Source organism: Paraburkholderia bryophila, from assembly GCF_013409255.1.
Taxonomy (GTDB): Bacteria; Pseudomonadota; Gammaproteobacteria; order Burkholderiales; family Burkholderiaceae; genus Paraburkholderia.
Genome location: NZ_JACCAS010000001.1, coordinates 320,725 through 339,093, shown reverse-complemented (window position 1 = coordinate 339,093; position 18,369 = coordinate 320,725). Strand labels below are relative to the sequence as shown.

At 64.2% G+C, this 18,369-nt stretch carries 19 protein-coding genes; 8 read left to right on the top strand and 11 right to left on the bottom strand.

Annotated elements, in window-relative coordinates; all coding sequences use genetic code 11:
* Positions 1-38: 38 nt before the first annotated feature.
* From GGD40_RS01450 to GGD40_RS01425, 6 genes are all read right to left on the bottom strand, one after another.
* A complete protein-coding gene (locus GGD40_RS01450) occupies positions 39-725 on the bottom strand; it encodes an amino acid ABC transporter permease (RefSeq protein WP_179742581.1) in 687 nt (228 codons plus the stop codon).
* On the bottom strand, positions 722-1,480 hold the full coding sequence (locus GGD40_RS01445; RefSeq protein WP_179742580.1) for an amino acid ABC transporter permease: 759 nt from the start codon (positions 1,478-1,480) through the stop codon (positions 722-724). Before GGD40_RS01445 ends, GGD40_RS01450 begins: the two co-directional genes overlap by 4 nt.
* A 110-nt stretch (positions 1,481-1,590) precedes the next feature.
* A complete protein-coding gene (locus tag GGD40_RS01440) occupies positions 1,591-2,409 on the bottom strand; it encodes an ABC transporter substrate-binding protein (RefSeq protein WP_179742579.1) in 819 nt (272 codons plus the stop codon).
* A 151-nt stretch (positions 2,410-2,560) separates the two neighbouring features.
* Entirely contained in the window at positions 2,561-3,688 is a 1,128-nt protein-coding gene (locus GGD40_RS01435) for a hybrid sensor histidine kinase/response regulator (RefSeq protein ID WP_179704251.1), read from the bottom strand.
* A 171-nt stretch (positions 3,689-3,859) separates the two neighbouring features.
* Positions 3,860-4,111, bottom strand: a complete 252-nt coding sequence (locus GGD40_RS01430; RefSeq protein WP_179742578.1) for a hypothetical protein — start codon at positions 4,109-4,111, stop codon at positions 3,860-3,862.
* Between the two features lie 175 nt (positions 4,112-4,286).
* Positions 4,287-4,805, bottom strand: coding sequence for a deaminase (locus GGD40_RS01425; RefSeq protein WP_179742577.1), 519 nt, complete (start codon positions 4,803-4,805; stop codon positions 4,287-4,289).
* A gap of 540 nt (positions 4,806-5,345) precedes the next feature.
* Here GGD40_RS01425 and GGD40_RS01420 point away from each other — a divergent pair.
* From GGD40_RS01420 to GGD40_RS01400, 5 genes are read left to right on the top strand one after another with little or no spacing between them, the layout of a single operon-like run.
* Positions 5,346-6,248, top strand: coding sequence for an HpcH/HpaI aldolase/citrate lyase family protein (locus GGD40_RS01420; protein ID WP_179742576.1), 903 nt, complete (start codon positions 5,346-5,348; stop codon positions 6,246-6,248).
* 14 nt (positions 6,249-6,262) lie between these two features.
* Positions 6,263-6,946, top strand: coding sequence for a pyridoxine/pyridoxamine 5'-phosphate oxidase (locus tag GGD40_RS01415; RefSeq protein WP_218900772.1), 684 nt, complete (start codon positions 6,263-6,265; stop codon positions 6,944-6,946).
* Entirely contained in the window at positions 6,937-8,184 is a 1,248-nt protein-coding gene (gene metC / locus GGD40_RS01410) for a cystathionine beta-lyase (RefSeq protein ID WP_257030307.1), read from the top strand. The genes GGD40_RS01415 and metC overlap by 10 nt, the downstream gene beginning before the upstream one ends.
* Positions 8,178-8,822 carry a glutathione S-transferase family protein gene (locus GGD40_RS01405; RefSeq protein ID WP_179742575.1) on the top strand — a complete coding sequence of 215 codons (645 nt, stop codon included), beginning with the start codon at positions 8,178-8,180 and terminating at the stop codon, positions 8,820-8,822. The genes metC and GGD40_RS01405 overlap by 7 nt, the downstream gene beginning before the upstream one ends.
* Before the next feature lie 24 nt (positions 8,823-8,846).
* A complete protein-coding gene (locus tag GGD40_RS01400; RefSeq protein ID WP_179742574.1) occupies positions 8,847-9,662 on the top strand; it encodes a glutamine amidotransferase in 816 nt (271 codons plus the stop codon).
* On the opposite strand, the gene GGD40_RS01395 is transcribed toward GGD40_RS01400, so the two are convergent.
* The 5 genes from GGD40_RS01395 to GGD40_RS01375 all read right to left on the bottom strand — a co-directional run bounded on the left by GGD40_RS01395 (position 9,576) and on the right by GGD40_RS01375 (position 15,257).
* Complete coding sequence (locus GGD40_RS01395; protein ID WP_179704239.1) at positions 9,576-10,322, bottom strand: helix-turn-helix transcriptional regulator; 747 nt, start codon at positions 10,320-10,322, stop codon at positions 9,576-9,578. The genes GGD40_RS01400 and GGD40_RS01395 overlap by 87 nt on opposite strands.
* A gap of 91 nt (positions 10,323-10,413) precedes the next feature.
* Positions 10,414-10,827 carry a hypothetical protein gene (locus GGD40_RS01390; protein WP_179704237.1) on the bottom strand — a complete coding sequence of 138 codons (414 nt, stop codon included), beginning with the start codon at positions 10,825-10,827 and terminating at the stop codon, positions 10,414-10,416.
* A 52-nt stretch (positions 10,828-10,879) separates the two neighbouring features.
* The gene (locus GGD40_RS01385; protein ID WP_179704235.1) at positions 10,880-12,436 is read right to left on the bottom strand and encodes a DHA2 family efflux MFS transporter permease subunit; all 1,557 of its coding nucleotides are present in this window, start codon (positions 12,434-12,436) and stop codon (positions 10,880-10,882) included.
* Positions 12,433-13,803, bottom strand: a complete 1,371-nt coding sequence (locus GGD40_RS01380) for an HlyD family secretion protein (RefSeq protein WP_179742573.1) — start codon at positions 13,801-13,803, stop codon at positions 12,433-12,435. Before GGD40_RS01380 ends, GGD40_RS01385 begins: the two co-directional genes overlap by 4 nt.
* Positions 13,800-15,257, bottom strand: coding sequence for an efflux transporter outer membrane subunit (locus GGD40_RS01375; protein ID WP_179742572.1), 1,458 nt, complete (start codon positions 15,255-15,257; stop codon positions 13,800-13,802). The genes GGD40_RS01380 and GGD40_RS01375 overlap by 4 nt, the downstream gene beginning before the upstream one ends.
* A gap of 246 nt (positions 15,258-15,503) precedes the next feature.
* Here GGD40_RS01375 and GGD40_RS01370 point away from each other — a divergent pair, with 246 nt between their 5' ends.
* The 3 genes from GGD40_RS01370 (at position 15,504) to GGD40_RS01360 (ending at position 18,279) form a co-directional block, all read left to right on the top strand.
* Positions 15,504-16,385 carry an AraC family transcriptional regulator gene (locus GGD40_RS01370; protein ID WP_179742571.1) on the top strand — a complete coding sequence of 294 codons (882 nt, stop codon included), beginning with the start codon at positions 15,504-15,506 and terminating at the stop codon, positions 16,383-16,385.
* A 190-nt stretch (positions 16,386-16,575) separates the two neighbouring features.
* Positions 16,576-17,676 (top strand): glutamate--cysteine ligase, encoded by a 1,101-nt coding sequence (locus tag GGD40_RS01365; RefSeq protein WP_218900770.1) that lies wholly within the window; start codon positions 16,576-16,578, stop codon positions 17,674-17,676.
* Positions 17,677-17,868: 192 nt separating this feature from the next.
* Entirely contained in the window at positions 17,869-18,279 is a 411-nt protein-coding gene (locus GGD40_RS01360) for an acyl-CoA thioesterase (RefSeq protein WP_035549650.1), read from the top strand.
* The last annotated feature ends 90 nt before the right edge of the window (positions 18,280-18,369 follow it).

Here is an 18,369-nt window from a genome sequence, read left to right as displayed (position 1 = left end):
CGCGGTTTGCGGCTCGATACACGCCGCGCTTTGCCTCGTTAGCGAGGCGTCTCGAAGCGTGCGCTCAGCACGCGCGTCACGGCCCATTGAAAGGTGCAGCACAGCACCAGATACACCAGCCCGACGAACAGAAAGATCTGCGCGGGATAAACCATCAGCCGGTTATTGACCTGATTCGCGAGAAACGTGAACTCCGGCACGCCGACGATATAGGCCAGCGACGTGTCCTTGATCAGCGACACCCATTGGTTGACGAACGACGGCGTCATCACCCGCACCGCTTGCGGCAACAGCACGTAACGCAGCGCCTGACCGCGCGTCATGCCGAGCGACAGCGCCGCCTGCCACTGCCCGTCGCCGATCGCGACGATGCCCGCCTGCACCGAATGCGACAGATAGGCGCCGCCGATCAGCGCGAGCGCACATACCACGGTCGCGAGTCCGGGAACATCCGCATGCAGCAGCACGGGCATCAGGAAGAAGGTCCAGAAGATCAGCATCAGCACGGGAATCGCGCGAAACAAACCCACCACGGTGAGCAGCACGATATGCGCGATGCCGCGCGTCATGGCCAATGCGACGCCGCCGGCCAGGCCGAGCAGCGCCGATAACGACGCCGATGCCAGCGTCAACACCACGGTCAGCGCGACGCCGCCGAGCGGGCCATCGGGAAACGTGCCGAGCAGCAGGTAACGGAGAATAGGCAGCCAGTCGGGCGCGTTCATGCGCGGCCTCTGCGCGCGGCGTGAGCACCCCGAGCACTGCGAGCACCGTGAGCGCCATTGCGCTGCCGCAACAGCAACGCGATTTCAATCGTGGCGATCGTCGCGATGTAAAGCAGCGTTGCCATGCCGAACGACTGGAACGTCTTCAGCGTTTCCGTCTCGACCTGGCGCGACGAATACGACAACTCGGCCAGCCCGATCGCCATGGTCAGCGACGAGTTCTTGACGATATTCATATATTGCCCGGCCAGCGGCGGCGTCGCGATCCGCACCGCCTGCGGCAGAATCACATAGCGGAACGCCGCGAAGCGCGTCAGTCCGAGCGCCGCGGCCGCCTGATGCTGACCGTCGCGCACGCCGCGCAGCCCCGCGCGGAATTCCTCGCCGATAAAAGTCGTTGCGTAGCACGTGAGGCCGACCCAGCCGGCCAGAAACTCGAAGCTCGGCCAGCCGAGTGTCAGCGGCCCGAGCGTGAGCGCATGCGGCGTATTCAGCCAGCTCATCACGCTTTCCGGCATTAGCGCGGCCGCGCCGAAATACCAGAACAGCAGTTGCACGATCAACGGCGAGTTGCGGAAGATCAGCACATAAGCAGCGGCCGCGCGGCGCACGGTCGCATAAGGCGCGCTGCGGGCGAGCGCCAGCCCGAAACCCAGCAGCGTCGCGCCCACGATCACACAAGCCGACAGCGCCAGCGTCATCGCGAAGCCGTGCCAGATCCACGCCGTGTAGCGCGGTTCGAGCCACGTGTTCATCGTCATCGTTTGGAAACCATTGCCGTGCAGAAATAAATTAGCCCGCCGTCAGATGCGCGGCGGGCCGGACTGTGAGCGCGCTGTGCTTAGCGCCTGGTTCAACGCTTCGCTCAGCTCTTCTGCGGATCGCCGATCCTGAACAGACGCGGCAGCGGCGCGCGGCTCTTCGGGCCGAACCACTGGTCGTAGATCTTCGAAGCGTTACCCTTCGCTTCCAGATCCTGCAACGTCTCGTTGACCACGCTCAACAGACGCGGCTGGTTCTTCGGCACACCGACGCCTTCGTAGTCGTTCGAGATCGTGAACGGCGGAATCTCGTACTTGTCCTTATCCGGCACATTCGCCAGCAACGCGACCAGCTTCGGGCCGTCCTGCGTGATGGCCTGCACGTTGCCGGCGCGCAGCGCGGCGAACGCGAACGGCGTGTCGTCGTAAGCGACGATGGTCGCGGCCGGATACTGCGCGCGGACCTGCTGTTCGTTCGTAGTGCCCTTGTCCGCGCCGATCCGCAGGCTCGCCAGTTGCTGCGGCGACTTCAATACGCCCTTCTTCGCGATGAACTGCGTGCCCGACGCGAAATACGGCGTGCTGAAGTCGATCTCCTTCTTGCGCTCATCCGTGATCGTGAAGTTCGCGAAGACCAGATCGACCTTGTTCGACTTCAGAAACGCAATCCGGTTGGCCGGATTGGTGGGCTGAATCTCGAGCTTCACACCGAGTTTCGCCGCGACGGCGCGCGCATAGTCGACGTCGAGACCGACAATCTGATTGCTCTTCGGATCGACGAAACCAAACGGCGGATTGCTGTCGAATGTCGCGACGCGCAAGACGCCGGCCTTCTTGATGTCGTCGAGTTGATCGGCGTGTGCGACGCCCGCCAGCGTCAAAAGCAGTCCGGCCATGGCGGCACGGCGAGTCCAGTTCTTCATGTGAAAGCCCCTTGGTCAAGCAGTTGATTTTCTTGATCGTTGCGGGCGCACCCGTCAGCGTGGCGGCCACTGTAGCAGCGCGCCGGGAGGCCACGAACCAAGCATTTGTCAGCTACTAAGTCGGGGATGTCATAACAGCCGCGCGGCGAATCTATCCGCGCACGGTCGACGACAAATGGCCGGGAAACGCCATGGTCACGGTGGTGCCCTCGCCGAGCGCGGAGTCGATCCGCAGCGAGCCGCCGGACGATTGCATGATGCGGTTGCAAAAGATCATGCCCATGCCATGGCCGCCGGCACCCGCATACGTGGTGACGGGGTCCTGCATCAGACGCGCCTTGATCTCCGGCGCGATGCCGGGACCGTTGTCGCGAACCCGGATTTCCGGCTCGGGCGTTGCGACGACTTCGAGCCGCAGCAAAGGCGCGGCAGTCGTCTCAAGCGCGCGCAGTGCATTGGACAACAGCGAAGAAAGCACCAGCGCCACGCAGTTGGGCATGGTGCGGACCACGAAATCGCCCTGCACGTCGACCTGAATCCAGTCGCGCTGCGACGCGGCGAACGGATAGGTGTCGAGCAAGGTGGCGATCAGCCGCGTCGCGGTCACTTCGCGCAGACTCACGCCCGAGGCCGATTGCTGCGCGCCGCTCTTGTGCACCGTCGCCCAGAACGACGAGATCAGCGTCAGGCAATACTGCGCGTTATTAAGCATGGACGTGGCCGCGTGACCGATCTCCTTCTGGCGCTCCGGATCGTATTGCTCCGCGACATTGCTGCCGACCGATTGCGCGAACAGCGAGATCGTCGCCAGCGGGGTGTTCAGTTCGTGGGCCAGGAAGGCCAGCGTTTCGTCCATGGCCAGCAGGCGTTGCTGACGCGTTTCCCGCTCGGCGTAGCGCGTCATGGCAAGTTGCAGCACCTCGCGGACCTTCTCCGTGCGCAACGGCTTTTCGAGGATACGGAAGATCTCACCGGTATTGACGGTTTTCAGCAGCAGGTCTTTATCGGCGTACGCGGTCACGAGAATCCGCACGATCTGTGGGTACTCATGCGCGACGTGGCGCAGCAGATCGTCGCCGTCGCGGCCGGGCATGCGGAAATCCGTGACCAGCACGGCAATCTCCGCGCCGTGGCGGTCGAGCACGGCCATGGCCTCGTCCGCGCTGCCGGCGACGTGCACGTTGTAGTCCGCGCGGATGGCGCGAGCGAAATGGTTGCGCGACAGCTCGTCGTCGTCGACGAAGAGGATGGAAAACGGCGGCTGCGGGGTGTCACTCATAGCGTTGTCTGCCGATCGCGGTGGCCAGGGTTGAATGGCGCCCGATTCACGAGTGATGAAATTGGCGTTGGGGGGAACATGTTAGCGCGTTCGCCAAAGCGCGGGAATATTCCGCTGGAGCGTCTATGCGGATTGCGTTGCTGCTCGGCTCTGCTGCGCTGCGCGGCTCATTCAAGGGCGCCGGTTGCGCCATCCGCGAGTGTTTTTCAGGCCGCCGATCCGGCCGACGTTTCGCACGTCCTTCACATCCTGAACGTTGCGCACGTCGGGCACGTCGCGCTGCTCCAGGGCGCCTCGCAAGACGCGCGCGCCCTGTGAATCCCGCGCGCCGCGTTTGCCGCGCAGCACGCCTGAGCGCGCGAGGACCACCGCGACCCAGCAGCCGGCACAGATCAGCACGAGCATGTCGGCCGAGAAGCTCATCTCCGCCCTCCTTTCAGTTCCATGGCGCTTTGTACGCTTTGTATGACCGACCAGACGGCGAGCGCGAAGAAACGGCGTGCGCGCCGCGTCGGCCGGTTAAAACGGGGGTGCGCCACGCGAGAGGATACTGCATCGGCGGGCCGTCCGGTATGCCGACGAGAACTCGCTCACTCAGTCACGCTCCTTCGCCCCAGAAACCGATATGCGATTGTTCGGCTTCCTCTTCGAGCAGCGGACCGACCACTTCGATATGCCGTTGTCCGCGCAGGAAGATCTCCCGGCAAGGCAGCGAGAACGTGGGGTTCTCCGGATGATCGCCGGTGAGCGTCAACAGTCGATGCTCGGACAGCGCATACACGACCCTGCCGATGTTGCACCAGTAGATCGCGCCGGAGCACATGCAGCACGGTTCGGCGCTCGTGTAGAGCGTGCATTTCGCGAGTTCGTCCGGGGACAGCAGCTTCGCCGCTTTGGCCGCCGCCGCGAGTTCGGCGTGCTGGGTCGGGTCGCCTTCGGGCGGCATCGAATTATTGCCGGCGGTGGCGATGATTTCACCGCGCTCGTTCGCCACGATCGCGGCGAACGGATGGCGGCCGCTCTTCTTCGATTCCTCGGCCAGGTCGATAGCCGCGCGGAGCAAGGACAGATCGGTCCCGGACAATGTCGATGCGGTGGAAGCTTTTTCTATGTTCATTTGCTGACTCCTTGAACGGGGGGTTGAGCGTCTTGAATGATTAATGAACTTCCGATTGCGCATTGTGCGTGGAAAGCGACGCGGACGGTCCGTTAACGTGGCCGCACAGCGTGGGAAACGACATCGCCGGTTGCAGGAACACAAGGTGTTCGAGCTGGATCGCAACGGCAACGCCACCACGTTGTAGCGCGTACGGAATACCTACGCTTGTCTGCCGCACACTGACATTCCTGATAGTTGTTGCCGGCGGCGGCCGCGTTTAATCTTTGGCCGACTCAACGACGCCTAACACAACCGGGACTGCTCACCGACACAACGACCGATGCCATGACGAGCGGTAGCCCGCACGGAATCACGTCATTCATTCACCCGTATCGGTCTTGCGACTCAATCCCGTCCCGGCCACGGGCGTCGCCCGATCACTCCATCCCATCACGTAGCGCACCGGCTTGAACGTCGGCGCGTCTCGCGGCCTATCCGCTTCATCGTCACCAACGCACCGCGCGAACTCACGAGGTTCGCGCCTGAGAGGAATATCCGATGCCCCTGCTCAATCGACGTCCGCCGCAGTTGCGCCGCTCCTGGCTGTTTCTGGCCGGCGCCGACCGCGAAACACTTCTCGCCGGTCCGCAGACCGGCGCCGACGTCCTCGTTCAGGAACTCGAGACCTTCACGCCGCCGGCACGCCGGCCGGAAGCCCACCGTATCGCGGACGAAGTCCTGAAATGCTGGCGCGACGCCGGCGTGCTGACCTCCGTGCGCGTGAACCCGCTCGACAGCGGCGGCGTGGACGATCTGCGGGCCGTCATGCGCAGCCGCCCGGACATCATCATGATGTCGTTCGTGTCGACGCCCGAACAGGTCGTCGCGCTCGACGAAGCCGTCACGCGTTGCGAAGCGGAGTACGACATTCAACCGGGTTCGACCGAACTCGTGCCGAATATCGAATCGCCGCTCGGCGTGGTCAACACCATGGCGATTGCCCGCTGCAGCCGCCGCATTTCCGCCGTGCTGGTCGGAACCGAAGACATGGTCGCCGATCTCGGCGCCGAACGCACGCACGCCGGCCACGAACTCGATTACGTGCGCTCGCGGTTTCTGCTCGAATGCGCGGCAGTCGGCGTCACGGCGATCGACTGTCCGTACAGCTTTGCGGACGTCGAGGGTGCGGAACTCGACATGCGCCGGTCGCGCGCGCTCGGCTACAAGGCCAAGGGCATCGTCAATGCGCCGCTCACGGCGATCGTCAACCGCGTGCTGACGCCGAGCGCGGACGAAGTCGCGCTCGCCCGCCGCGTGATCCAGACCGTCGACAAAGCCCGTGAACAATCGAACGGCAAGCGGGTCGCCGCCGCCGTGGTGGACGGCTTTCTCGCCGAAGTCCCCGACTATCTCGCCGCGCACCGGCTGCTCGCGCGCGCCACGCAATTCGGCCTCGCATGAGCAACGTGAACGACATGGACACTCGCCTGGCTATGACCGCCTTTGAAAGCCGCCTGAAGTCGCTCAAGACCCTCGCGGGCGCGCACCAGACCTTCGACACGGACGCCGTGCCGGCCACGCCGCACGCGCTGTTCGAGCGGTGGTTCGATGCTGCGGTCGAAGCCCGGGTCAGCGAACCGCAAGTCATGACGCTCTCCACGGTCGATCCGGACGGCGCACCCGACGCCCGCTCCGTCGTGCTGCTGAACATGGACGCGCAAGGCTGGCATTTCGCGGCCAACGCCGCGAGCCCCAAAGGCCGTCAGTTGACGCACCGGCCCGAGGCCGCCATCACGTTCTACTGGCCCGCCACGGCCCAGCAGATCCGCTTGCGCGGCAAGGTGGCGCGGCTGTCCGACGAGGCGTGCCGCGCGGATTTCATGGCGCGTCCGGAGCGCTCGCGCGCCAGCATCCTGATCGGCCGGCAGAGCCAGGTGTTGAACAGTCAGGACGACCTTCGGCACGCGCTGCATGAGCAACTCGCGCGCGTCGCGTCGCAGCCGGAGCTGGTGTCGCCGCACTGGGGCATGTACGCGTTGGCGCCGCATGAAGTGGAATTCTGGCAGTCGGATGCCGAGCGCCGTTTTACGCGACTGCGATATGTCCGCGCGGGCAGCGGTGCGAACGCTTCGTGGGAGCGCAGCCTGCTATGGCCATGATTACCGCTACGCCGGGCGCGCCGCCCGCGTCGCCGTACACGCCGCTGCTGGACCGGTTCGCCGACGCGACCCGGCTCACGCTCGCGGGACGCGACCCCGGCGCATATCACGGCTTCGTCAATCCGCCGGTCTATCACGGCTCGACGGTATTGAGCCCAACCACGCACGACCTGTTGCACCGGACCCAGCCGTACATCTACGGCCGGCGCGGCACGCCGACCTCCGACGCGCTGGAACACGCGCTGATCGAACTCGAAGGCGGCGCCGGCGCGGTGCTGTGTCCTTCGGGGCTGTCCGCCTGCACGCTCGCGCTGCTGTCGTGTCTCACGCCGGGCGATCATCTGCTGATGACCGACAGCGTCTACGGCCCGGTCCGGCATGCCTGCGACGGCGTGCTGCGGCGCATGGGCATCGACACCACGTACTACGATCCGTTGCTGGGCGCCGCGCTCGAACCGTTGATCCGGCCGCGTACCCGCGCGGTCTACGTGGAGTCGCCGGGGTCGTACACGTTCGAAGTGCAGGACATCGGCGCGATCGCCCGCGTGGCGCACGCGCACGGCATGAGCGTGATCGCCGACAACAGTTGGGCCACGCCGCTGCTGTTCCGGCCGCACGATCATGGCGTCGATCTGTCGATCCAGGCCGGCACCAAATATCTGGTCGGCCATTCCGACGCGATGCTCGGCACCGTGTCCGCCAACGCCGCCGCATGGCCCGCGTTGAAGCAACTGCACGGCGATCTCGGCCTGTGCGTCGGTCCAGACGACCTGTATCTCGCGCTGCGCGGCCTGCGCACGCTAGGGCTGCGTTTGCGTCAGCATCAGGAGAACGCGGTCGTGGTGGCGAGCTGGCTCAAGCAGCAACCCGAGGTGCTCGGCATTCTGTTTCCCGCGTTCGACGATTGCCCCGGTCATGCGCTCTGGAAACGCGACTTCAAAGGCACCTCGGGGCTGTTTTCCGTGATCCTGCATGCCGCGCCCGACGAAGCGCTCGCCGCGTTTCTCGACAGTCTCGAACTGTTCGGTCTCGGCTATTCGTGGGGCGGCTTCGAAAGTCTGGCGGTGCCGTTCGACCTGCAATCGCAGCGCATCGCGCAGCGCTGGCCGGACGGCAGTATCGGCGTGCGCCTGCATGTCGGCCTCGAAGCGCCCGCCGATCTGATCGCCGATCTCGCCGCCGGTCTGCAACGCTACAGCGCCGCCTGCCCCGCGCGGGAGGACGCCGCCACATGCTGACGATCTGGGGAAGACGCAGTTCGTTCAACGTGCAGAAAGTGCTGTGGCTCGCCGGTGAGTTGGGGCTGGCGTATCGGCATGTGTCGATTGGCGGTGAATTCGGCGGTTGCGAAACGGCCGAGTTCGAAGCGCTGAATCCGACCCGGCGTATTCCGGTGATCGAGCTCGACGGCGAGATTGCGTGGGAATCGCACACGATCCTCCGGCTGCTCGCCGCGCAGACACGTCAGGCGCCGTTCTGGCTCGCCGATCCGTTCGCGCGCTCGCATGCCGAGCGCTGGATGGACTGGTGCCAGACCACACTCGAACCCGACCTGATGACCGGGCTGTTCTGGGCGATGGTCCGCACGCCCGAGTCCGAGCGTAACTGGCCGCTGGTTCACGAGAAGAACGCGCGCTGTACCCAGCACTTCCAGATGCTCGACCGGATGCTCGCCACGCGGCCGTTTCTGAGCGGCGACGCATTGGGGCTCGGCGATATTCCGGTCGGCGCGACGCTGTTCCGCTATTTCTCGCTCGACGTCGAACGCCCGGCGCTGCCGCATGTGAACGCGTGGTATCGCCGGTTGCAACAGCGCCCCGCCTATCGCGAACACGTGATGGCCTCATTCGAAGCCTTACGCGGCCGTCCCGGCTGACCCCCTTCAAAACGCCTATCCACCATGCTCCATTCACACGCCGCCGGCAACCCGCACGGCCGGATTCTCATCGTGCTGCATCGCGAGCAATCGAGCCCCGGACGTGTTGGCCGTCTGCTGCTGCAACGCGGCTACGAACTCGACATTCGCCGTCCGCCGCTCGGCGATCCGTTGCCCACGACGCTGCGCGACCACGCCGGCGCGATGATCTTCGGCGGCCCGATGAGCGCCAACGACAACGATGCGTGGATTCGCACCGAAACCGACTGGATCGGCGTGGCACTGCGTGAGCAGGCGCCGTTTCTCGGCATCTGTCTCGGCGCCCAGATGATGATTCGTCATCTGGGCGGAAACGTGACGACGCATCGGGACGGTCGCGCTGAAATCGGCTACTGGCCGATCAGGCCGACACCGCTCGGGCGCGCGTTGTGCCAATGGCCGGAGCGCGTGTATCAATGGCACCGCGAAGGCTTCGACAGTGTCGCGGGACTCGAACGGCTAGCCGCCGGCGACGAGTTTGAAAACCAGGCGGTGCGTTACGGCCCGGCCGCGTACGGCGTGCAGTTTCACCCGGAGGTCAGCTATCAGATGATGCGGCGCTGGACTGCCGCCGCCGCGCACAAGCTCTCCGCGCCGGGTGCCCAGGATATTCCCACTCAGACTCGCGAAGCGCATCGGCACGATCGTGCCGGCGTCGCATGGCTCAACAGTTTTCTGGACACATGGCTCACCGGACGGGCCGCCGAATCGTTGCTAGTTGGCGGCAAGGCCGGCAGTCATGTCGGTGACGCTAAGCAGGCCCCATTCAATCGCCTTCAGCACGGCCTCATGACGACGTGACACGTTGAACTTGCGGCGGATATTGTTGAAGTGAAAGTTGATGCAGGACTCGCTCACGTTGAGAATGTGGCCGATCTCCCATGAGGTCTTGCCGAACGCATGCCAGCGCAGACACTCCGTCTCGCGGCGGCTCAGGCGCGGCACCGAGCCGGGTTTGGTATCGAACCCGAACTGGCCGATCGCCTCGCTCGTGATATCGCGCAGCAACGACAAACGCGGCAGGCTGCGCAGGCAATTTTCGTAGGTGAGCGCATATTCGTCGTTCACCGCGCACGTCAGCATGCCCACCTCCCCCTTCAATCCATAGAGCGGCAGCGTGACGCCACGGTTCAGGCCAAAGGCGCTCGCTTCGTCGTGAAACTCGCGCTGCGCCGGCGCGACGAAAAAAGCCGGGTCCCAGATCAGCGGCATACGTGATCTGAAACAATGTTTGAGCAGCGGATCGACCTGATCGAAGGAGCGCTCGCGATAGCGTTGCTCCCATTCCGGCTCGCAGTTGCTCCACATGTGGGCCGCGCAGAAAGACACCCCCTGCGACGGCAGCACCGCGAGCACCACCTTGTCGAATCCCATTTTTGCGGTTGCGTCGAGAATACGGTGGCGTAGCGCGCACTCGTCGGTCGGCACAAGCAAATCCAGGTAATCATTCTGGCCGTTCATTCGTATACTCCCGTTTTTTCTGTTCGTTCTGGTGTACTGATATAACCGTCCCGAGCGCCTCGCAGCCCTGTTGCCAATCGGAACGACGGCGTTAGTCTCCCGTTTCCGACAGCAATTGCCTACCTATCTTCTTGGCATCGTCGAGCGTGGCCACCGCTTCGAGCGGAATGCCGAAGGCTTTCGAAATCGCCGCCGCGCCGGCCTTCGACTCTTCGCGCTCACGCTCGTCGGGTTCGACCGTGATCAAGGCCTTGCAGACTTGCGACAGTGCGTCGCGGTTCGTCTTGAGCCACATGCCGCGTTGCTTGCGGTCCTCGTGCGTTTCCTCGGGGCGCGGCGAAATGAACAGCAGCACGAAATGCTCGCCGGTCTTCAGCAGCGCATTCATGTCCTGCTCCCAGGCCACCGCGTAGCCGGGTGCGATCGCGTCGTTGCGGGCGATCACGAGCGGGAATGCCGACAGGTCGAACACGGCGGACGATGTGAGTTCATGGCTCAGATTCATGATTCAGGTTCCTCTTGCAAGTTGAAAAAAATCTTGATTGCGCTTTATCGGTTCAGCGCTTCGCCCCGGCGGACGCACCGCCGCCTGGCCTCGGTCCGAACGGCGGTTTAGCCAGCCACACGAGCACGATCACCGCGATGTACACCCAACCCAGCGCGAACGCGACGTCGTTGAACGAGATCTGATAGGCCTGCGAGTCGATCATCCGGTCGAGCAGTTGATAGCCGGTTTGCGGATCGCCCTGCCCCAGCACGCGCAACTGTTGACGCACCGCCGGATCGAACACACTGATGCTCTCGGTGATCTGCGCGTGATGCTGCACCGCGCGGCGCTCCCACAGAAACGACGTGATCGACACCGCGAAGCTCGCGCCGAGCGTGCGCAGAAAGGTCGACAGGCCGGAGCCCGCGGCGATCTCGTCGGGCTTCAGATCCGACAGCAGAATGCTGTTGATCGGCATGATGAACAGCGCGAGCCCGAGTCCTTGCAGCAACTGGATCAGCGCGATGTGCTCGAAGTCCACCCCGAGAAAAAACTGCGAGCGTAGAAACGACGCGCAGCCGAGAATGCCGAACGCCATGCACACCAGCATGCGCATGTTGAAGCGCGGCGCGTACTTGCCCATGAAGGGCGTGAGCAGCACGGGAATGATCCCCATCGGCGCGGCCGCGACACCGGCCCAGAAGGCCGTATAACCGAGCGTGCGCTGCAGCCATTGCGGCACGATCACGTTGACCGCGAAGAACGCCGAATACGCCAGCACCAGCGTCAGCGTCCCGGCCGCGAAATTGCGATGCTTGAAAAGCCGCAGGTTGACGATCGGATTCGGCTCGGTCAGTTCCCAGATCAGGAACAGCAGAATGCCGAACGCGGCCACGACCGACATCCACACGATGAATGTCGAGTTGAACCAGTCCTCGTCGTTACCCTTGTCCAGCACGATCTGCAACGCGCCGACGCCGAGTATCAGCGCCGCGAGACCGACATAGTCGACCTTCGCCTTCGCGGTGGTCTCGGGCCGACCCTGCATCTGCGCGTACACCATCGAACACGCGAAAATGCCGATCGGCACGTTGATCAGGAACGACCACTCCCACGAGTAGTTCTCGGTGATCCAGCCGCCGAGCAAGGGCCCCGCGATCGGCGCGACGACGGTCACCATCGCGATCATCGAGAGTGCGAAGCCGCGCCGCGCCGGTGGATAGATCGACAGCATCAGCGCCTGGGTGGTCGGAATCATCGGTCCGGCAACGAGGCCCTGGAACGCGCGGAACGCCACCAGTTGCGGCAGGCTATGCGCCAGTCCGCACAGCAGCGAAGCGAACGTGAACAGCAGCGTCGCCCAGACGAACAGCTTCACCTGGCCGAAGCGCTTCACCAGAAAACCCGTCAGCGGCAGCGCGATCGCGTTGCTCACCGAAAAGGTGGTGATGACCCACGCGCTCTGATTCGTGCTCACGCCGAGATTACCGGCAATGGTGGGCAGCGACACGTTGGCGATGGTGCCGTCCAGCACCTGCATGAACACGGCCAGCGCGAGGCCGAAGGTGGTGAGCGGAACGCTGCGGGGCCGGAAATCGCTGCCGGCCACAGCCGCGGGCGCGCTCATTTCACGCTCGCCGTGGCACGGGTGACCGGCAGGTTGTCGTGGATCACCTTGTCGACCAGCGCATTCGCGAGCTGTAACTGGCGTCGATACAGATCGCTGCTGAACAACGGTTCGCTCGGCGGCTGATGCGCCAGCATCGCGCCGTCGCGATTATGCAGATCGACGCTGGCGTGCATCGACAGTCCGATCCGCAGCGGATGCTTTTCCAACTGCTGCGGGTCGGTGAATTCGATCCGCACCGGCAGGCGCTGGACGATCTTGATCCAGTTGCCGGTGGCGTTCTGCGCGGGCAGCAACGCGAACGCGCTGCCGGTGCCGACGCCGAGCGCCTGCACCTTGCCGCTATAACGCACGCCGCCGCCGTACAGATCCGAGCGCAGTTCGACCGGTTGGCCGATGCGCATCTCCGAGACCTGCTTTTCGGTGAAGTTGGCATCGACCCAGACTTGCCGCAGCGGCACCACGGCCATTAGCGGGGTGCCCGGCTGCACGCGCTGACTCAATTGCACCGTGCGTTTCGCGACGTAGCCGGTAACCGGCGTGACCAGCGTGGCGCGCGCGTTCTCCAGATAGGCGGCGCGCAAGCGCGCGGCGGCCGTTTCCACATCTGGATGCGACGCCACCGCCGTATCGTCGACCAGCGCCTTGCTGGTCTGATACTGTTGCTGCAGATTCGCCAGCGCGCTCTGTGCGCCGACGAACGCGCTTTGCGCGGACACCAGCGTGTCGTGCGCATGCGCCAGCTCTTCGGCCGAAATCGCGCCCGAGCGGCCGAGATCGCGGCGGCGTTCGTAGTCGGCACGGGCTTTATCGAGCGACGTGCGGCGCGCGTCGACTTCCGCCTGCGAGCCCTCCAGACTGTCGTGCAAGCCGCGTTCGTTGCTGTACAGCCCGCGCACCTTGCGCACCGATCCGGCCAGCGCGGCCTGCGCGCCGGCCAGTTCCACTTCGGTATCGCTCGGGTCGAGCTTCACCAGCGTGTCGCCGCTACGCACGAGGTCGCCGTCGTCGGCGCCGATCGACACCACCGTGCCCTGCACCTGCGGCGTGATCTCGACGACGTTGCCTTGCACGTACGCGTTATCCGTCGCCTCGTACCATTGGCCGACCAGGAAGTGCCACACGAGCCACACGGCGATACCGATCGCGAACCCGCCGATCAGCAAACGCAGCAGCAGTTTGCGACGCCCGGAAGCCGGCGGCGTCGGACTGCCGCCCGCGCCACCCGAGCCACCCGGCGCGGAGCCCGGCGCTGCGCCGCCCGGCGTCGGCTTCGCCGGTTCAGGTGGGGCGCCCGGACGTAGCGCGGTTTGATTCGCAGGCGCGGTGGCCTGACCTACGGGTTCGAGAATTTTTTCGCTGCTCATGGCGTAGCTTGAATGTCGAGAGAAGGAGAGACGGCTGCGAACGCGGCGTCGGGGCGCTGCGGCATGAAACCGCCGCCCAGCGCCTCGACCAGTTGCAGAGACAGATCGACGTGTTGCGCGCGCAATTGCGCCATCCGTTTGCTGGCAACCAGCAACTGCTGACGCACCACCAGCGCCTCCAGATAACTGCCCACGCCCGCGCGGTAGCGCTGATCGGCGAGCGCCCAAGCGTCATGGGCGGCGTCGAACGCGTGCTGCTGTGCGTCGATTTGCAGTTGCATCGATTGCAGGCTGTGCAGGTTGTCGGCGACCTGATTGAGCGCGCCGATCAGCGTCTTGTTGTATTGCGCGACCGCCACGTCGTATTGCGCGTCGCGATGCTGCAGATTGCCGCGCAATGCGCCGCCGTCGAAGATCGGCAGACTGATGGCCGGCGTCACCGAATACGTGCGCGAGGCCGCCTGAAACAACGACGCACCGCCGCGCGTGGCGAGCCCCGCCATCGCGCTCAGACTGATGTTGGGCAGGAACTCCGTTTTGGCGCTGGCGATGTTGCGGCTCGCCGCCTCGACCCGCCAGCGCGCCGCGACCAGATCGGCGCGACGGCCGAGCAGATTGGCCGGCAGGTCACCAGGCACCGCGAGCGCGGGCACCGGCAACGCCGCGGGCTGCTGGATCGACAGACCCGCGTCCGGCCCCTGGCCCAGCAGAATCGCAAGCGCGATCCGCGCGCTGGCGATCTCCTGCGCGGCCATCGCCTGTTGCTGCACGGCGGTCGCGACTTCGCTATCGGACTGCTTGAGTTGCGCCTGGTTGTCGATGCCTTTGTGAACCCGCTGCAGCGTCAGATCACGCGCTTCGTTGGCGCGACCCGCCTCCGCCTGCGCGACTTCCTGTTGCGCATACGCGTAGTTCAGATTCGTATAGGCGCGCGCCACGTTCACCGAAAGCTGGATGCGCGCGGCCTGCGCGTCGACTTCCGTGGCGCGCGCTTCGCCTAAGGCGGCTTCCCACGCGGCTCGCTTGCCGCCCCACAGGTCGAGGTCCCAGTTGAAGCCGAGATTGAGTCCGCGCGTGTGATAGAAGAACCCGCCGCCCTCCTGTTCGCTGTACACGGTGCCCGATTGACGTTGCGCGGTGAAGTTGCCGTTCGCGGTCAGATTCGGGAAGCGTGCGGCGTAGGCTTCGCTCACCTGCGATTGCGCGTCGCGTGCCCGTGCGTCGGCGATGGCCAGGTCGGGGTTGCCGGCGAGCGCGCGCTCGATCAGCGCCGTCAATTGCGGGTTCCCCAAGGCGACCCACCAGTCGGTGGCAGGCCATGCACGATTGGCGTCGATGCCCGCGAGACTTTGCGACGCCTGCAACTGCGACGGATCGCTCAGCTTGCCGACCGGCGCAAGCCCGCTGCTGGTGACGCAACCGGCCGACGTTATCAGCAGCGCCGTCGCCGTCATCCACGCCGCGATGCGGAGCGCATCACGGCGATGCCATGTCGACCTTGTCGATCTTGTCGATCTCGTCGAAGCAACGCGTCGACTATCAGCCCATCCTTGCATTGAATACTCCATCTGTCGGGCGACTTGCCATGACCCGCATTGTTGGACGTTCAATAGAAAAGCTGATAACGTTGTTTAGACAAAAAATAATGAATTCCAGCCATGCCATATCAGAAGACTACCCAGAGCAAGGCGCAGCACCTCATGCATAAATCCGCGCATAAAAATGCGGACCCTGGCGAGCCTAAAACCTCACGAAAAATAGCAGCGCCGGCAGCGCCCACTGCCCCCGCATCCGACCCGAGCGAACGCGCCGACGGGCCGCCGCTCATCGCCGTATGGGGTGAGCATGAAGGCCATAGCGACTATCAACTCGGCACGCGCGAAGTCGATTGGCATAATCATTTGCGCGGCCAGGTGTTTTGCGTCGAGAGCGGCCTCGCGCATGTACGCACGCAGCATGGTTCCTGGTTATTGCCGCCGCATCGCGCCGGTTGGATCCCGCCAGGCGAATCGCATAAAGTCAGCATTAGCGGTGCGATGAGCGGCTGGAGCGTCGTGATCACGCCGGCGGCGAGCGCCAGCCTGCCGGAACGGCCGTGCGTGATCAGCATCAGCGAACTGATGCGGGCGTTGGTCAGGCGCGCGGTCTCATGGGCCACGCAATGCCGGCTCGATGCCGAACAGGAACGCATGAGCTTCGTGCTGCTCGACGAGATGCGTCGCGCGCCGCACGAACCGCTGCATCTGCCGATGCCCACCGACCGCCGGCTCGTGCGCATCGCCAACGCGATCCTCGGCCAGCCCGACGACACGCGCACGCTCGACGAATGGGCTGCCTGGGCGGGTCTGTCGGCACGCACGCTGAGCCGCCTGTTTATCGCCGAGACCGGCAGCAGTTTCGCGCAGTGGCGTCAGCAGGCCTGTTTGACGCGCGCGCTCGAACGTCTCGCGCAAGGCGACAGCGTCGCCAACGTGGCCGATGCCTTGGGCTATGCGACGCCGAGCAATTTCATCGCGATGTTTCGCCGCTGTTTCGGCGATTCCCCCGCGCACTATTTCGCGAAACGCAAGCCCTCGCTGTAACTCACGCCCGACACCGTTTTCCTACACGGTGAGGCGAAAAACCTGTCAACGCTATCAGTAGTCGCTTAGCAGCGGGCTAGATATAGTTAGTCCGTTGCGTCATAACGTGCGCGCTTCGCTCGAAGCGTTCGACACACTGATCAGGATGACTACCTGACGGTTTTCGCCCCCACTTAGGTCGAGCTTACCCATGTCTAACGCCGTGGATTCAGACGAGACGCCTATCGTCTCCGTGCAGCAACTGGCCGACTACATCGCCGCGGGATGCAAAGACCGCGCGGCGTTTCGCATCGGCACCGAGCACGAGAAATTCCTGTTCGGCCGCAACACGTTGAAACCGCTTTCGTATCACGGCAACGCGGGCATTGGCGCGGTGCTGCAACGGCTGCTCGACCAGCAAGGCTCGCCCATTCTCGACGACGGGCACCTGATCGGCGTGCGCTATGACGACGGTGCGGCGATCTCGCTCGAACCCGCCGGGCAACTGGAATTGTCCGGCGCGCCGGTGGCGTCGTTGCATGACACGCAGGCGGAACTGCACGCGCATCTGGACAGCGTTAGAGCAATCGGCGAGCAACTCGGGTTCGAGGCGGCGCCGCTCGGCTTTCATCCGCTGATGCGTCGCGACGAGATGCCGTGGATGCCGAAGCGCCGTTACGCGATCATGCGCCGTTATATGCCGCAGGTCGGCACGCGCGGCCTCGACATGATGCTGCGCACCTGCACCGTGCAGGTCAATCTCGACTATGCGTCGGAAGCGGAGATGGCGGCCAAGATGCGCGTGTCGCTCGCGCTTCAGCCGCTCGCCACCGCGCTATTCGCCAACTCGCCGTTTCGCGAGGGTCAACCGTCCGGACTGATGTCGACGCGCGCCGACGTCTGCAACGATACCGATCACGACCGTTGCGGCATACCCGCACTGTTCATGTCGCGCAGCTTCGGTTTCGAGCGCTACGTGAACTGGTTGCTCGACGACGTGCCCATGTATTTCGTGCGCCGCAACGATCGTTATATCGATGTGGCCGGCCACACGTTCCGCGATTTTCTTGCCGGGCGCATTCCCGGTCTCGAAGACGACACGGCGACGCTCGCCGACTTCGCCGATCACATGACGACGGCGTTTACCTCGGTCTCGACGCGCGTCTGCAAGGCCGCACGCTGCGCGAGCTCGCGGGCGATGTGGTGGCGATCGCAAACAAAGGACTACGCGCCCGCGCGCGGCATGACGCCGCCGGCGACGATGAAACGCAATACCTCGCACCGCTTAAGGACATCGCCGCAGGCGCGCTGAATCAGTCGGAGAACTGGCTCGCGCGTTATCGCGAAGCGTGGGACGGCGACGTCACGCGTATTTTTGGCGATCTGTTGCAGAACGATCGTTCGGCGGAATTTTTTGAAGTTCAGTAGCAACGAGGCATCAAGCAGGACGGCGAGACGCCAAGATCGAGCCGATACGACAATCACTTCTCATGTTGAGGCAACCATGTCAAAGCGACACTACGAAACACCGATCGACGTTAAGTACCGCGACACCGATTCGATGGGCCACGTGAGCAGCCCGGTCTATTACGATTATCTGCAGCATTCGTATCTGAGCTACATGTTCGATCTGCTGGACATGCCGCGCACGGAGAAGCTGCCGCACATCATGGTCAAGACGCAATGCGAGTATCTGGCGCCCGCCATGTTCGGCGACAAGCTGACGGTTCGCTCCAGCGTCGTCAAATTCGGCAGCAAGAGCTTCGAGCTCGAACATGTGATGGAGCGCGACGACAAGCAGATCATCGCGCGCGGCGCGTCCACGCATGTGATGTTCGATTACACGACCAATAAGACGGCGCTCGTACCGGACGCATTCAAGGAACGGGTGATGACCTTTCAGGGTTCGCTGTAACGGGCGCGAGAAGCGCTGCGTTGGAAATGAAACGACCCGGTCGCAGCCGCGATCGGGTCGTTTCATTTGGCGATGACGTAAAGCGAGGAC

Excerpts from the sequence above, each read along its gene's own strand:
- GGD40_RS01450 (WP_179742581.1), bottom strand. The coding sequence starts at position 725 with ATGAACGCGCCCGACTGGCTGCCTATTCTCCGTTACCTGCTGCTCGGC.
- GGD40_RS01445 (WP_179742580.1), bottom strand. The coding sequence starts at position 1,480 with ATGAACACGTGGCTCGAACCGCGCTACACGGCGTGGATCTGGCACGGC.
- GGD40_RS01440 (WP_179742579.1), bottom strand. The coding sequence starts at position 2,409 with ATGAAGAACTGGACTCGCCGTGCCGCCATGGCCGGACTGCTTTTGACG.
- GGD40_RS01435 (WP_179704251.1), bottom strand. The coding sequence starts at position 3,688 with ATGAGTGACACCCCGCAGCCGCCGTTTTCCATCCTCTTCGTCGACGAC.
- GGD40_RS01430 (WP_179742578.1), bottom strand. The coding sequence starts at position 4,111 with ATGAGCTTCTCGGCCGACATGCTCGTGCTGATCTGTGCCGGCTGCTGG.
- GGD40_RS01425 (WP_179742577.1), bottom strand. The coding sequence starts at position 4,805 with ATGAACATAGAAAAAGCTTCCACCGCATCGACATTGTCCGGGACCGAT.
- GGD40_RS01420 (WP_179742576.1), top strand. The coding sequence starts at position 5,346 with ATGCCCCTGCTCAATCGACGTCCGCCGCAGTTGCGCCGCTCCTGGCTG.
- GGD40_RS01415 (WP_218900772.1), top strand. The coding sequence starts at position 6,263 with ATGGACACTCGCCTGGCTATGACCGCCTTTGAAAGCCGCCTGAAGTCG.
- metC (WP_257030307.1), top strand. The coding sequence starts at position 6,937 with ATGGCCATGATTACCGCTACGCCGGGCGCGCCGCCCGCGTCGCCGTAC.
- GGD40_RS01405 (WP_179742575.1), top strand. The coding sequence starts at position 8,178 with ATGCTGACGATCTGGGGAAGACGCAGTTCGTTCAACGTGCAGAAAGTG.
- GGD40_RS01400 (WP_179742574.1), top strand. The coding sequence starts at position 8,847 with ATGCTCCATTCACACGCCGCCGGCAACCCGCACGGCCGGATTCTCATC.
- GGD40_RS01395 (WP_179704239.1), bottom strand. The coding sequence starts at position 10,322 with ATGAACGGCCAGAATGATTACCTGGATTTGCTTGTGCCGACCGACGAG.
- GGD40_RS01390 (WP_179704237.1), bottom strand. The coding sequence starts at position 10,827 with ATGAATCTGAGCCATGAACTCACATCGTCCGCCGTGTTCGACCTGTCG.
- GGD40_RS01385 (WP_179704235.1), bottom strand. The coding sequence starts at position 12,436 with ATGAGCGCGCCCGCGGCTGTGGCCGGCAGCGATTTCCGGCCCCGCAGC.
- GGD40_RS01380 (WP_179742573.1), bottom strand. The coding sequence starts at position 13,803 with ATGAGCAGCGAAAAAATTCTCGAACCCGTAGGTCAGGCCACCGCGCCT.
- GGD40_RS01375 (WP_179742572.1), bottom strand. The coding sequence starts at position 15,257 with ATGACGGCGACGGCGCTGCTGATAACGTCGGCCGGTTGCGTCACCAGC.
- GGD40_RS01370 (WP_179742571.1), top strand. The coding sequence starts at position 15,504 with ATGCATAAATCCGCGCATAAAAATGCGGACCCTGGCGAGCCTAAAACC.
- GGD40_RS01365 (WP_218900770.1), top strand. The coding sequence starts at position 16,576 with ATGTCTAACGCCGTGGATTCAGACGAGACGCCTATCGTCTCCGTGCAG.
- GGD40_RS01360 (WP_035549650.1), top strand. The coding sequence starts at position 17,869 with ATGTCAAAGCGACACTACGAAACACCGATCGACGTTAAGTACCGCGAC.